The organism is Escherichia whittamii (genome assembly GCF_014836715.1).
GTDB classification, from domain to species: Bacteria; Pseudomonadota; Gammaproteobacteria; order Enterobacterales; family Enterobacteriaceae; genus Escherichia; species Escherichia whittamii.
On sequence record NZ_JACSQI010000001.1, the window covers coordinates 517,762 to 532,284 of the forward strand.

12 protein-coding genes are annotated in these 14,523 nt (G+C 53.9%); 5 read left to right on the forward strand and 7 right to left on the reverse strand.

All coding sequences use genetic code 11. The annotated features are described in order from the left end of the window. Positions 1-15: 15 nt before the first annotated feature. The 5 genes from mdtN to yjcO all read left to right on the forward strand — a co-directional run bounded on the left by mdtN (position 16) and on the right by yjcO (position 7,689). Positions 16-1,047: a multidrug efflux transporter periplasmic adaptor subunit MdtN gene (gene mdtN, locus H9644_RS02365; RefSeq protein WP_191772942.1), complete on the forward strand. Its 1,032-nt coding sequence runs from the start codon at positions 16-18 to the stop codon at positions 1,045-1,047. Continuing rightward, positions 1,047-3,098, forward strand: coding sequence for a multidrug efflux transporter permease subunit MdtO (mdtO, locus tag H9644_RS02370; protein ID WP_064525652.1), 2,052 nt, complete (start codon positions 1,047-1,049; stop codon positions 3,096-3,098). The genes mdtN and mdtO overlap by 1 nt, the downstream gene beginning before the upstream one ends. Further along, a complete protein-coding gene (mdtP, locus tag H9644_RS02375; RefSeq protein WP_064525649.1) occupies positions 3,095-4,561 on the forward strand; it encodes a multidrug efflux transporter outer membrane subunit MdtP in 1,467 nt (488 codons plus the stop codon). Before mdtO ends, mdtP begins: the two co-directional genes overlap by 4 nt. A gap of 197 nt (positions 4,562-4,758) precedes the next feature. Then, positions 4,759-6,906, forward strand: a complete 2,148-nt coding sequence (gene fdhF, locus H9644_RS02380; RefSeq protein ID WP_077883481.1) for a formate dehydrogenase subunit alpha — start codon at positions 4,759-4,761, stop codon at positions 6,904-6,906. A 93-nt stretch (positions 6,907-6,999) separates the two neighbouring features. Then, the gene (yjcO, locus tag H9644_RS02385; RefSeq protein ID WP_064525643.1) at positions 7,000-7,689 is read left to right on the forward strand and encodes a Sel1 family TPR-like repeat protein YjcO; all 690 of its coding nucleotides are present in this window, start codon (positions 7,000-7,002) and stop codon (positions 7,687-7,689) included. Between the two features lie 273 nt (positions 7,690-7,962). Here yjcO and gltP read toward each other — a convergent pair whose 3' ends face one another. From gltP to nrfB, 7 genes are all read right to left on the reverse strand, one after another. After that, positions 7,963-9,276, reverse strand: a complete 1,314-nt coding sequence (gene gltP, locus H9644_RS02390) for a glutamate/aspartate:proton symporter GltP (protein ID WP_064525874.1) — start codon at positions 9,274-9,276, stop codon at positions 7,963-7,965. Between the two features lie 339 nt (positions 9,277-9,615). Continuing rightward, positions 9,616-10,212 carry a heme lyase NrfEFG subunit NrfG gene (nrfG, locus tag H9644_RS02395; RefSeq protein WP_064525641.1) on the reverse strand — a complete coding sequence of 199 codons (597 nt, stop codon included), beginning with the start codon at positions 10,210-10,212 and terminating at the stop codon, positions 9,616-9,618. Beyond that, entirely contained in the window at positions 10,209-10,592 is a 384-nt protein-coding gene (nrfF, locus tag H9644_RS02400; protein WP_064525637.1) for a heme lyase NrfEFG subunit NrfF, read from the reverse strand. Before nrfF ends, nrfG begins: the two co-directional genes overlap by 4 nt. After that, entirely contained in the window at positions 10,585-12,303 is a 1,719-nt protein-coding gene (locus H9644_RS02405) for a heme lyase CcmF/NrfE family subunit (RefSeq protein WP_074399407.1), read from the reverse strand. Before H9644_RS02405 ends, nrfF begins: the two co-directional genes overlap by 8 nt. Before the next feature lie 19 nt (positions 12,304-12,322). Beyond that, positions 12,323-13,279 carry a cytochrome c nitrite reductase subunit NrfD gene (gene nrfD / locus H9644_RS02410; protein WP_064525632.1) on the reverse strand — a complete coding sequence of 319 codons (957 nt, stop codon included), beginning with the start codon at positions 13,277-13,279 and terminating at the stop codon, positions 12,323-12,325. Beyond that, complete coding sequence (gene nrfC, locus H9644_RS02415) at positions 13,276-13,947, reverse strand: cytochrome c nitrite reductase Fe-S protein (protein ID WP_052908218.1); 672 nt, start codon at positions 13,945-13,947, stop codon at positions 13,276-13,278. The genes nrfD and nrfC overlap by 4 nt, the downstream gene beginning before the upstream one ends. Then, positions 13,944-14,510 (reverse strand): cytochrome c nitrite reductase pentaheme subunit, encoded by a 567-nt coding sequence (gene nrfB / locus H9644_RS02420; protein ID WP_064525629.1) that lies wholly within the window; start codon positions 14,508-14,510, stop codon positions 13,944-13,946. The genes nrfC and nrfB overlap by 4 nt, the downstream gene beginning before the upstream one ends. Between the last annotated feature and the right edge of the window lie 13 nt (positions 14,511-14,523).

A 14,523-nucleotide genomic window follows, 5' to 3' on the forward strand; every position in this document is an offset into this window, starting at 1 on the left:
GTTTGAGACGCGCTCATGGAAAGTACGCCGAAAAAAGCTCCTCGCAGTAAATTTCCTGCTCTGTTAGTGGTTGCGCTGGCGCTGGTTGCCCTTGTTTTCGTTATCTGGCGCGTAGACAGTGCGCCATCAACTAACGACGCTTACGCGTCAGCCGACACCATTGATGTGGTGCCGGAAGTCAGCGGTCGCATTGTGGAGCTGGCGGTCACCGACAACCAGGCAGTCAAACAGGGCGATTTGCTGTTCCGCATCGACCCGCGCCCGTACGAAGCCAATCTGGCGAAAGCCGAAGCCTCCCTCGCCGCACTGGATAAGCAAATTATGCTCACCCAGCGTAGCGTGAACGCCCAGCAGTTCGGTGCCGACTCGGTTAACGCCACGGTAGAAAAAGCCCGTGCCGCCGCGAAGCAGGCCAGCGATACATTGCACCGTACCGAGCCATTACTGAAGGAAGGTTTTGTCTCAGCGGAAGATGTTGACCGCGCGAGAACCGCACAGCGTGCGGCAGAAGCGGATCTAAATGCCGTATTGTTACAGGCGCAGTCAGCCGCCAGTGCCGTCAGCGGCGTCGATGCGCTGGTCGCCCAACGTGCGGCGGTCGAAGCGGATATTGCCCTGACCAAACTGCATCTTGAAATGGCAACAGTACGCGCGCCGTTCGATGGTCGTGTCATTTCGCTGAAGACCTCCGTCGGGCAGTTTGCATCTGCCATGCGCCCTATCTTCACGCTAATCGACACTCGTCACTGGTATGTTATTGCCAACTTCCGTGAAACCGATTTGAAAAACATTCATGCCGGTACACCTGCAACGATTCGTCTGATGAGCGACAGCGGCAAAACCTTCGAAGGCAAAGTGGATTCTATTGGCTACGGTGTGCTACCTGACGACGGCGGTCTGGTGCTTGGTGGTCTGCCGAAAGTTTCTCGTTCTATTAACTGGGTCCGCGTCGCCCAGCGTTTTCCGGTCAAAATCATGGTTGATAAACCTGATCCGGAAATGTTCCGCATCGGCGCTTCGGCAGTCGCTAATCTCGAGCCGCAATAATGAGCGCGCTCAACTCCCTGCCATTATCGATGGTCAGGCTGCTGGCGTTCTTTCATGAAGAGTTAAGCGAGCGGCGACCAGGTCGTGTACCGCAGACCGTGCAGCTCTGGGTAGGCTGCCTGCTGGTGATTCTGATCTCAATGACCTTCGAGATCCCCTTCGTGGCGTTATCACTGGCAGTGCTGTTTTACGGTATTCAGTCGAACGCGTTTTACACCAAATTTGTGGCGTTCCTGTTTGTGGTCGCCACAGTGCTGGAGATCGGCAGCCTGTTTTTGATCTACAAATGGTCATACGGCGAACCGTTGATCAGATTGATCATCGCCGGGCCGATTCTGATGGGATGTATGTTTTTGATGCGTACCCATCGGTTGGGGCTGGTCTTTTTTGCCGTTGCGATTGTCGCCATTTACGGGCAAACCTTCCCCGCCATGCTCGATTACCCGGAAGTCGTTGTGCGCTTAACGCTGTGGTGTATCGTTGTCGGCCTCTATCCAACCTTACTGATGACGTTAATCGGCGTGCTGTGGTTTCCCAGCCGCGCCATCACTCAGATGCATCAGGCGCTTAATGACAGACTGGACGATGCCTTAAGCCATCTGGCAGAAAATCTCACGCCTTTACCGGAAAAACTGGTTGAAAGAGAGGCGTTGGCGCTGCAAAAACTGAACGTATTTTGCCTCGCGGACGACGCTGACTGGCGAGCAAAAAGCGCATGGTGGCAGAGCTGCGTAGCGACGGTGACCTACATTTACTCTACGCTAAATCGCTACCACCCCGCCGATTTTGCCGAATCACAGGCCACGAAAGAGCTGCGGCAAAAACTAGCGGCTGAAATCGAAAAACTTCAGCAAGCTATTGCGCTAGGTGAAAGTTGGCAAAGTGACTGGCGTCTTAGCGAAGAAGAAGCCGTAGCGGCCCGGGTATGCAACCTGGAGAATATCTGCCAGGCACTAATGCAGTTGGGTCAAATGGATCCCAACACACTGCCAACACCAGCAGCCAAACCACCATCAATGGTTCCCGATGCTTTTACCAATCCGGACTATATGCGCTATGCGGTAAAAACGCTGCTGGCCTGTTTAATCTGTTACACCTTCTACAGTGGTGTCGACTGGGAAGGCATTCACACCTGTATGCTGACCTGCGTGATCGTCGCTAACCCCAATGTTGGTTCGTCGTATCAGAAAATGGCGCTGCGTTTTGGCGGTGCCTTCTGCGGTGCGATTCTGGCGCTGTTATTCACACTGCTGGTCATGCCCTGGCTGGATAATATTGTCGAATTGTTGTTCGTTCTCGCCCCGATATTCCTGTTGGGCGCGTGGATTGCCACCAGTTCTGAACGCTCTTCCTATATAGGCACACAAATGGTGGTCACCTTCGCGTTGGCCACACTCGAAAACGTTTTTGGGCCAGTGTATGACCTGGTGGAAATTCGCGATCGCGCCATCGGTATTCTTATCGGCACGGCAGTATCGGCGGTGATTTACACCTTTGTCTGGCCTGAAAGTGAAGCGCGCGCACTGCCACAAAAACTGGCTGGCGCGCTAGGTATGTTAAGCAAGCTGATGCGTATTCCACGCCAGCAGGAAACCGCCACGCTACGAGGTTATCTGCAAATTCGCATCGGTCTACATGCGGCATTTAATGCCTGCGAAGAGATGTGTGACCGCGTGGCGCTGGAGCGTCAACTGGACGGACAGGAACGTGCAACGCTGGTGGCACGCGTGCAAAGTGTCATTCGTCAGGGGCGCGATATCCTGCACGCCTGGGACGTGACCTGGAATTCGGCACAAATGTTGGATCACGCACTACGCCCAGACAGGGCCGGTCAATTTGCCGATGCGCTGGAGAAATACACCGCCGGTCTGACGACGGCCTCCAGTCTCCCACCGCAAATCATGCCTGAAGAGTTATCGCCCTCGTCGGTCGAACTCTCCACTTTAGTAAAACAGGAGCAACAGGTCTGCCAGCTTATATCCCGCTTGCCAGACTGGACAGCCCCGGCATTAACGCCCGCCACGGAACAGGCACAAGGAGCCGCGCAATGATCAATCGTCAACTTTCACGCCTGCTGTTATGCAGCATTCTCGGCAGCGCGACCCTAATGTCTGGCTGCGCGTTGGTGCGTAAGGATTCGGCGCCTCATCAACAGCTTAAACCGGAGCAGATTAAACTTGCCGATGATATTCATCTGGCCAGCTCCGGCTGGCCGCAGGCGCAGTGGTGGAAACAGTTTAACGACCCGCAACTGGATGCCCTGATCCAGCGTACACTGCAAGGTTCACACACGCTTGCTGAAGCGAAACTGCGGGAAGAAAAAGCGCAATCACAGGCCGACCTGTTAGATGCTGGTTCACAATTGCAGGTGGCGGCATTAGGGATGCTCAACCGCCAACGTGTCTCGGCGAACGGCTTTTTAAGCCCTTATTCAATGGATGCGCCAGCACTGGGTATGGACGGGCCGTACTATACGGAAGCCACAGTCGGTTTGTTTGCCGGACTGGATCTTGATTTGTGGGGAGTACATCGCTCGGCGGTTGCCGCCGCCATTGGCGCGCATAATGCCGCCCTGGCAGAAACCGCAGCGGTGGAGTTATCACTCACAACGGGCGTGGCGCAGCTTTATTACAGCATGCAGGCCAGCTACCAGATGCTCGATCTGTTAGAACAAACTCGCGATGTGATTGATTACGCGGTGAGAGCGCACCAGAGCAAAGTGGCGCACGGCCTGGAAGCGCAAGTGCCTTTCCACGGCGCGCGGGCGCAGATTCTGGCGGTCGATAAACAAATTGCCGCTGTCAAAGGGCAGATTACCGAAACGCGAGAATCTCTGCGTGCATTGATTGGTGCAGGCTCCAGCGATATGCCGGAAATCAAGCCGGTGGCATTACCGCAAGTACAGACCGGCATTCCGGCGACTCTCTCTTATGAGTTGCTCGCCAGACGCCCGGATCTGCAAGCGATGCGCTGGTATGTTCAGGCGTCATTAGATCAGGTAGATTCCGCGCGGGCGTTGTTCTATCCGAGCTTTGATATCAAAGCGTTTTTCGGTCTGGACTCCATCCACCTGGATACCTTATTCAAAAAGACCAGTCGTCAGTTCAACTTCATTCCGGGTCTAAAATTGCCGCTGTTTGATGGCGGGCGATTGAATGCCAATCTCGAAAGCACTCGCGCCACCAGCAACATGATGATTGAACGTTACAACCAGTCAGTGCTGAACGCAGTGCGCGATGTTGCAGTCAATGGCACACGTCTGCAAACGCTCAATGACGAACGGCAGATGCAGGCCGAACGCGTGGAAGTGACCCGCTTCACGCAGCGTGCCGCTGACGCTGCCTACAAACGCGGTCTAACCAGTCGCTTACAGGCAACCGAAGCCCAGTTGCCGGTGCTTTCCGAAGAGATGTCATTACTGATGCTGGACAGCCGCCGTGTGATTCAAAGTATTCAGTTGATGAAATCGCTGGGCGGCGGATATCAGGCGGCTCCTGACATCGAGAAAAAATAAAATGTCTGCCGCGTGATGGCTGTCACGCGGTATTTCGTTTCGTCACGTCAAAACTGACGACAGCCTGTTTTTCGTCAGCGTTTTGAATAAATAGTGCCCGTAATATCAGGGAATAGCCTCAAATAAAATGTGGCATAAAAGATGCATACTGTGGTCGAGAGCGCGTATGCGTGATTTGATTAACTGGAGCGAGACTGATGAAAAAAGTCGTCACGGTTTGCCCATATTGCGCATCAGGTTGCAAAATCAACCTGGTCGTCGATAACGGCAAAATCGTCCGGGCGGAGGCAGCGCAGGGGAAAACCAACCAGGGTACTCTGTGTCTGAAGGGTTATTATGGCTGGGATTTTATTAACGATACCCAGATCCTGACCCCGCGCCTGAAAACCCCCATGATCCGTCGCCAGCGTGGCGGCAAACTCGAACCTGTTTCCTGGGATGAGGCACTGAATTACGTTGCCGAGCGCCTGAGCGCCATCAAAGAGAAGTACGGTCCGGATGCCATCCAGACGACCGGCTCCTCGCGTGGTACGGGTAACGAAACCAACTATGTAATGCAAAAATTTGCGCGCGCCGTTATTGGTACCAATAACGTTGACTGCTGCGCTCGCGTCTGACACGGCCCATCGGTTGCAGGTCTGCACCAATCGGTCGGTAACGGCGCAATGAGCAATGCCATTAACGAAATTGATAATACCGATTTAGTGTTCGTCTTCGGGTACAACCCGGCGGATTCCCACCCTATCGTGGCGAATCACGTGATTAACGCTAAACGTAACGGCGCGAAAATTATCGTCTGCGATCCGCGCAAAATTGAAACCGCGCGCATTGCTGACATGCACATCGCACTGAAAAACGGCTCGAACATCGCGCTGTTGAATGCGATGGGCCATGTCATTATTGAAGAAAATCTGTACGACAAAGCGTTTGTCGCTTCCCGTACGGAAGGCTTTGAAGAGTATCGTAAAATCGTTGAAGGCTACACGCCGGAGTCGGTTGAAGATATCACCGGCGTTAGCGCCAGTGAGATTCGTCAGGCGGCGCGGATGTATGCCCAGGCGGAAAGCGCATCTATTCTGTGGGGCATGGGTGTTACCCAGTTCTATCAGGGCGTGGAAACCGTACGTTCTCTGACCAGCCTCGCGATGCTGACCGGTAACCTCGGTAAGCCGCATGCGGGCGTTAACCCGGTTCGTGGTCAGAACAACGTGCAGGGGGCCTGTGATATGGGCGCACTGCCAGATACGTATCCTGGCTATCAGTACGTGAAAGATCCGGCTAACCGCGAGAAATTCGCCAAAGCCTGGGGCGTAGAAAGCCTGCCGGCCCATACCGGTTATCGCATCAGCGAACTGCCGCACCGTGCGGCGCATGGCGAAGTCCGTGCGGCGTACATTATGGGCGAAGATCCGCTGCAAACGGATGCGGAACTGTCGGCAGTACGTAAAGCCTTTGAAGATCTGGAACTGGTCATCGTCCAGGACATCTTTATGACCAAAACCGCGTCAGCGGCGGATGTCATTTTGCCGTCAACCTCGTGGGGCGAGCATGAAGGTGTCTATACTGCGGCAGACCGTGGCTTCCAGCGTTTCTTCAAGGCAGTTGAACCGAAGTGGGATCTGAAAACGGACTGGCAGATTATCAGTGAAATCGCCACCCGTATGGGTTATCCGATGCACTACAACAACACCCAGGAGATCTGGGACGAGTTGCGTCATCTGTGCCCGGATTTCTACGGTGCGACTTACGAGAAAATGGGCGAACTGGGCTTCATTCAGTGGCCTTGCCGCGATACTTCAGATGCCGATCAGGGAACCTCTTATCTGTTTAAAGAGAAGTTTGATACCCCGAACGGCCTGGCGCAGTTCTTCACCTGCGACTGGGTAGCGCCAATCGACAAACTCACCGACGAGTACCCGATGGTACTGTCAACGGTGCGTGAAGTTGGCCACTACTCTTGCCGTTCAATGACCGGTAACTGTGCGGCACTGGCGGCGCTGGCTGATGAACCTGGCTATGCGCAAATCAATACCGAAGACGCCAAACGTCTGGGTATTGAAGATGAAGCGCTGATTTGGGTCCATTCGCGTAAAGGCAAAATTATCACCCGTGCGCAGGTCAGCGATCGTCCTAACAAAGGGGCGATTTACATGACCTACCAGTGGTGGATTGGCGCCTGTAACGAGTTGGTTACCGAGAACTTAAGCCCAATTACCAAAACGCCGGAATACAAATACTGCGCCGTGCGCGTCGAGCCGATTGCCGATCAGCGCGCCGCCGAGCAGTACGTGATTGACGAGTACAACAAGTTGAAAACTCGCCTGCGCGAAGCGGCACTGGCGTAAATAAGTCCCTTCTACAGCCTCCTTTGGGAGGCTGTTTTTTTATCCATTCGAACTCTTTATACTGGATACACCCTACCCAATCGTATTATCAAAATGAAAAAAATTATCGCATTGATGTTGTTTTTGACATTCTTTGCCCACGCGAATGACTCTGAGCCTGGCAGCCAATATGTAAAGGCGGCAGAAGCCGGAGACAGACGCGCACAATATTTTCTTGCCGACAGCTGGTTTAGCTCCGGCGATTTGAGCAAAGCCGAATATTGGGCACAGAAAGCCGCCGACAGTGGTGATGCCGATGCCTGCGCGCTGTTAGCGCAGATTAAAATCACCAATCCGGTGAGTCTGGACTATCCACAAGCAAAAATTCTCGCTGAAAAAGCAGCGCAAGCGGGCAGTAAAGAAGGTGAAGTGACGCTGGCGCATATTCTGGTGAATACTCAGGCAGGTAAACCAGATTATCCGAAGGCGATTTCGCTGTTAGAAAACGCTTCGGAAGATCTGGAGAACGACTCCGCCGTCGATGCCCAGATGCTGCTTGGTTTGATTTACGCCAACGGCATAGGCATTAAGGCCGACGATGAGAAAGCGACCTGGTATTTCAAGCGTAGCTCCGCTATTTCCCGTACCGGTTATTCCGAGTACTGGGCGGGAATGATGTTCTTAAACGGTGAAGAAGGTTTTATCGAGAAGAACAAACAGAAGGCGCTGCACTGGTTGAACCTGAGCTGTATGGAAGGGTTTGATACCGGGTGTGAAGAGTTTGAAAAGTTAACCAACGGCTAAAATGATGTGTCGGATGCGGCGTAAACGCCTTATCCGACCTACCAAAATCACGCTAAATCAGGCTATTACGCTGTCTGGCGTAGGCCTGATAAGACGCGTTAAGCATCGCATCAGGCATTATTGATGTCGGATGCGGCGTAAACGCCTTATCCGACCTACCAAAATCACGCTAAATCAGGCTATTGCGCTGTCTGGCGTAGGCCTGATAAGACGCGTTAAGCGTCGCATCAGGCATCCGCACATTGCCGGGTGGATGACCCCGGCAATCTTCAATTACTGATCCGCAGTCTTATCAAATTTGCCCAGCATTTCACGTTCATAGGCCATCGCCTTTTTGCGGTCAAATTTGTGTTCCCACTTGGCAATCACCAGCACCGCCAGCGCATTACCCACCACGTTCAGCGCAGTTCGCGCCATGTCGAGAATACGGTCTACACCGGCAATAAACGCCAGACCTTCCAGCGGGATCCCCACACTTCCCAGCGTCGCCAGCAGCACCACAAACGACACGCCCGGTACGCCCGCAATCCCTTTCGAGGTCACCATCAGCGTCAGGACCAGGACAATTTCCTGCCAGATGGACAGGTCAATACCATACAACTGCGCGATGAAGATAGCCGCAATACTTTGATACAGCGTCGAACCGTCGAGGTTAAAGGAGTATCCCGTCGGCACCACGAAACTGGTGATCGACGCCGGGGCGCCATAAGCTTCCATCTTCTCAATAATTCGCGGCAGCACACTTTCAGAGCTGGCAGTGGAATACGCCAGAATCAGCTCATCTTTTAGAATACGAATCAGGATCCAGACGCTCAGTCCGCACAGGCGCGCCACAATACCCAGCACCACTAGCGCGAAGAACAGAATAGCGAAATGCACCAGCAGCACCAGCTTCGCCAGCGGCCACAGGGAAGAGAAACCGAAGTTAGCCACCGTCACCGCAATCAGCGCGAATACCCCCACTGGAGCGTAACGCATCACCATGTGAGTCACTTTAAACATGGTTTCGGAGATGGAGCGGAACACAGTCACCAGCGGTTCACGATGCAACGCGGGCAGGGAAGAAAGCCCCAGACCAAACAGCACCGAGAAGAAGATGATTGGCAGCATTTCGCCTTTCGCCATCGACGCCACAATGTTCGTCGGCACCAGCGACAAAATCGTCCCCATAATGCCGTGGGAACTGCTTTGGACAGCTTCAGTAGTGCTCTGATATTTCGAGATATCGACAGTCGCCAGCTGCGACATATCCACCCCAGCACCGGGCTGGAAGACGTTCGCCAGGGTGATCCCCAGAATGATGGCGATGGTAGTGATCACCTCGAAGTAGATAATGGTTTTCGCACCAATTCGCCCGAGCTGTTTGGCGTCGCCGACTCCAGCAATACCGACCACCAACGTGGAAATCACGATCGGCACAACGATCATTTTAATCAGGTGGATAAAGATATCACCTGCCGGGGAGAGAAAATTAACGACTAACCAGTCACGGCTGTCGCTGTGATAATGGAGGTAACTTCCCAGTAGAATGCCCAGCACCATAGCAATGAGTATCTGCCAGGCCAGGCTGATTTTTATATTTTTCATACGATTGACTTCCTCAGTGGAACGCCGTTCCCCGTTCAAAAACGCAAGAACGTTATAAACTGCAGGGTATGGATTGTGTTGCGTTGGTTTGTAGATTTTTTTAACGCCTATGATCAGTATCATTTGCGCGGTATGTTGCGCAACCCTTTAACAACAGAGCTTTTCGCTGCATTAATGCATAATAACGCGAGTTTATGGCAAGATTGATGAATAACTATTTGTTATGGAAAGATTTTTATTTGTTTGGTCTGCAATAATACTGATTGGTGATTATTTTTAGCACATGTTCATTCGGTTATTTTTTATGCAGCTCAATCACATAATCTTCAACACGAAAGATTAATCCGATCGCTGCAGCAACAGTTTTGCCATATTAATCGACTCGACCAACTGCGTTCGGTTAACTCGCGGTGAGTTGAGATCCATCACTTTTTGCCATAGTTCGATGGCTTGTGCGTAGTTCGCCTGCATAAACGCATCGGAAGCCAGCAGCATCAGAGCAGTGATTTCGTTTTCGTCCAGCATGAGAGCTTTATCGATCATCGTGCGAGTCTGAGCAGTCATATGCTGGCTTGCCTGATAGTAGAGCACCGTCGCCAGCGCCGCGTACAGTTCAGCGTTCTCACCACGTATCTGTAACGCCTGCCGGTACGCCAGCAGCGAATTGCGGTAATCGTTTTGCCACAGGTAATACTCACCCAGCAACGCCCATTGCTCGCTGTTTTGCGGGTTAGCGCGGATTTTATCCTGCAATGCCTGAAGCTGTGCCTCCGGCGTTTGCTGGCGGGCAAACTGATGTAACGGATCGCGCTGACGCTGATATTCACCGCGTACAGCTTGCCATCTCGGACTCAACAAATAACTGCTGATACAGAGAAATAACATCAAAATCGTGAGTGTTGTCAGCATTTTCACCGGAATTTGAGGCTGTCTCATCGCTTCGCCCTCACCCGCCAGAGGATCAGCGCCATCAGCAGTAACAACACCACGGGCAGCGCCCACAGGACCAGCGTCTGACCAGTTAATGGTGGGTTATAGCGAACAAAATCACCGTAGCGTTCAGTCATCCAGCCGATGATCTCGGCTTCGTTTTTCCCCTCCGCCACCATGCTGTAGACCTGATGGCGCATACTAACCGCCACCGGCGCGTTGGATTCCAGTAAGTTTTGATTCTGGCACTGCGGGCAGCGTAACTGGCTGGCAATATTTAACGCCTGTTCCTGTTGTTGTGGATTGGCAAATTGCCAGGTGTCTACGACCTGAGCACGCACAAAACAGGCGAACAGCAGCAGCAAAGTGAGAAACCCTTTATTCATCGCGCTTCCTCCCCCGCCATGCACTTAATAATGCGCCTGCAATCATCAACAATCCTCCCCCCCAGATCCAGCGCACGCCGCTTTGTACATACAAACGAAATGCGTAGCGATCCGACCCGGTTTTCTCGCCCATGACCGCATACCAGTCATGAATGCCGTTCCAGCGAATTGACGGCTCCATCATTTGCTGACGGCGTGCTTCATAAAAACGCCGCTCCGGCGTTAATTCACCAATACGTTGCTGATGGTCAAACAGTGCCACTACCGCTTTTTCGCTGGTGTAATTGCCTTTGGCTTGCAGATCGAGACGCTCAAAACGGAAGGTGTAACCCGCCAGCGTTACCTCCTGCCCGGGCTGTAAATTCAGGCTGATCTCCTGACGACTCATGCTGGAAACTACAATCCCGGCGGCAAATAACAGTACGCCCGCATGCGCCAGCAGCGCCGGAAGCTGCGCGCGTTTGCCAGAAACAAACGTCGCCAGCACAATCGCCACCAGCATCAACAGGCCAAACGGCAAGGTCGCGCGGTTGAAATACGGCGCGCCAACGGAGAGTCGCCCCCAGCCCAGCAGGCCGTAAATCATCGGATAAAGCGTTCCCACCAGCACGATCAGTAACACCGCGCAAAACAGCAACAGCGTTGCGAGGATTAACATTTCCCGCGATAACCCTGAAAAACGCATAACCGGACCACCGTCCCGCGCTCGCCAGCCATATAGCGCCAAAGACGCAAGGCTAATCAGCATAAACAGACTGAATAACGGCACGGCGCGGACGTTATCCAGCGCGAACGCATGAACCGAAACCAGAATACCGGAACGAACAATCAACGTACCCAGCAGCGACAGCATCAGAGTGACTATCGCCAGCAGCAGCGACCAGTGACGGAAAATCCCCCGCTGGCGTGTCAGGGACAAACTGTGCAACAGCGCAGTGGCAGAAAGCCAGGGTAATAAGGAGGCGTTTTCCACCGGGTCCCAGAACCACCAACCGCCCCACCCCAGTTCACAATAAGCCCACCAGGAACCGAGGATGATCCCCGCCGTTAATGCACACCACCCCGGCAGCGCCCAACGCCAACAAACATGGGCGCAGGCAGCATCAAACTCGCCACGCAGTAAACTTGCCAGCGCCACACTCGCCGCCACCATCAAACCGCCATAGCCAAGATAAAGCAGCGGCGGATGGAAGATAAGACCAGGATGCTGCAGCATCGGATTGAGATCGCGGCCTTCGATTGCTGGGGGGAATATCCGCACAAAGGGATCGGACCACAGCACCACAAACAGTAGCAGCGCGGCGAGCATGAGAGATAAAACGGATAACGTCAGCGGAAATAGCGGATCGGTTTGCTGCCGATAACGCCAGGCAAACAGCGCGCTCCAGGCGGAAAGCAACAGCACCCAAAGCAGCAGCGAACCTTCATGACCGCCCCACACCGCCGCCAGTTTAAGTTCCCACGACAGCAGGCTGTAGCTATGTTGGGCGACATAAATGACCGAGAAATCGCTGATGAGAAAACAATACGTCAGCACGCCAAAGGCGAGCAGCAGGAGCGCGAACTGCGCCAGGATGCCAATGCTGGTGAGTCGCATCATGGCAGGCCTGCGCAACCGCACTCCCGCGAAGGTTGTCAGCGGGGTCAACACGTTGACCCCGAGACTTAACAACAACGCCAGAAAACCGACTTCAGGAAGGAATACGTCCAGAAACCACCTCTTTTCTGGCTTACGCCACCGTTAACTGTCCGGCGTAGAGAATGAAAAAGCGCAGCATCAACACTCCGACCAGGCTGGCTCCACACGCCGTCAACACGGCAGGAATGCCGGAACTGCGATTCACCCACGGTTTGAGTAGCAGCGGTACAATCAGTCCCAGCCCGGCGACACCAAGCCAGAACCACCACGTCCAGAAACCGCCGCCCAATGCCGCCGCCAGTGCACGCACTTTACCGTCATCGCCCAGCGCGAGGCCGACGAAAAACGCCACCAGCAGGAAGATTTCGCCCCATACCACAGGGATTTCCATTCGGTGAACAAAGTGCGCTTCCGTGGAATGCGGATTACTACGCTGACGTATCGCCATAGCGATCAGCGCCACAGCCGCACCGGACGAGATGCCGGAAAAGAGAAACAGCACCGGCAGGATCGGGTTATTGAGGAACGGATACGATTTCAGCGCCGACAGCAGAAAACCGGTATAAGCCCCCAGCAGCACCGCCAGCACCAGCATCAACGTTTCCAGTCCGCGATGAACGGGCGTCAGCAGGCTCAGAACTTTTTGAACGATCCCCAGCTTCGGCAACCAGCGTTGTTGCAGGGCAAGCAAATCGTGTTCAAAGATTTTCGCCAGCCACAGCACCAGCACCACCATGTAGAGCTGAAACAGCATCACCCCCATCGACATGACCGAGGTAAAACTGTAGTGAAACATCAGCTTCCAGAAGGTCCACGGCTTTGTCAGGTGGAAGACGAGGATCAGCAAACCGAGGATCACCGCCCCAGGCCCGACAATCAGCGTGGTGCGCAGCAACGTGCTGTCTGCGCCGCCTGCCTGTGGATAGAAGCGACGCAGCAACACCGCCAGCGTCACCAGTCCGGCAGAAATACCAACCAAAAACAAATAGATGGCAATCGGCCAGTCCCACACCAGCGATTCAAAATGAAATGCGGAAGCCTGCGTCATTGGCTCACCTCCCCGTATTTAAACGGTACACGGTACAGCTTCGGTTTGGTTCCCAGCGCCAGCTTGTAGCGGTAAGTGGGCTTCTGGCGCAGCAGTTGCGAAATCTCACTGTTGGGATCGTCCAGATTGCCAAACGTCAGCGCCTTCGTCGGGCAAGCCTCAACGCACGCGGGTAGCTTACCGGCTTGCAAATTGGTCTTACGGCAGAAATCGCATTTGTCCGCCGTCTTCGTGACCGGATGGATAAAGCGCACGCGGTACGGACAGGCGGCGATGCAGTACTGACAACCGACGCAGAGATCCGGGTTAACATCGACAATCCCGCTGGCGGCATCGCGAAAAGACGCGCCCGTTGGGCAGACGTCAACGCACGGCGCATGGTCGCAGTGCTGACAAGACTTACGGAAGAAGCGATATTTCACATCAGGAAATTTGCCCTGCGGCTCGCTACGAATAATCGTCAGGCGCGACACACCTTCCGGCACCTTGTTCACTTCCCGACAAGCATCCATACAGGCGGTACAGCCGATGCATAACGACTCATCATGCACCATGCCGTAACGTACCCCATTGATATTCAACGTTTTCGCCACCACGCGCCCTGCGGTGCCGCTGACGGCTGCCAGCACGCCGACGCCGGTGAGAAACTGGCGACGTGACCAGGTCATGGCTGCTCCTTAAGCAACGGAACAGACGCCGGGTTAAAGTTCGGATTGGTGCGTTGATCGCTGTGGCAGTCGACGCAAATCTTAATCCGTCCTTTGTCACTTAACGTCTGCATCGTATCTTGCTGTGGATGCAGAGAATGGCAACTGGCGCACGCCACCTTGGTCACGTGGACATCGTGCGGCCAGAACGCTTTTTGCAACTGTTCCGGCAGATGGCAGGACATACAAACGCTGTTCTGCTCACCAACGTTGTACATCGGCTCGTTAAAGCGCATCACATCTTTCACCCCTTCGCGGTGTTGCGGTGACGGCTGGCCGTGACAGTTGGTACAGGTGACCGGCAGTTTGTTATTCGGGTTGATAACAGAAGCATGTTTGCCATGCATACCTTCGGTGTCTGGCTTATGACAGTCCAGACAGGCGGCATCCGGGTTACGCTGCTGGGTAACCTCGTAGCGATCATCAGATGCCTGCGCCGCAGGGGTAGCGGTAATTCCGTTCAGGCTCCACAACAGGCCCGACGCCAGCACCCCGGCAGTTAATAACGAACGTAATACGCTCATATTCACTCCATTG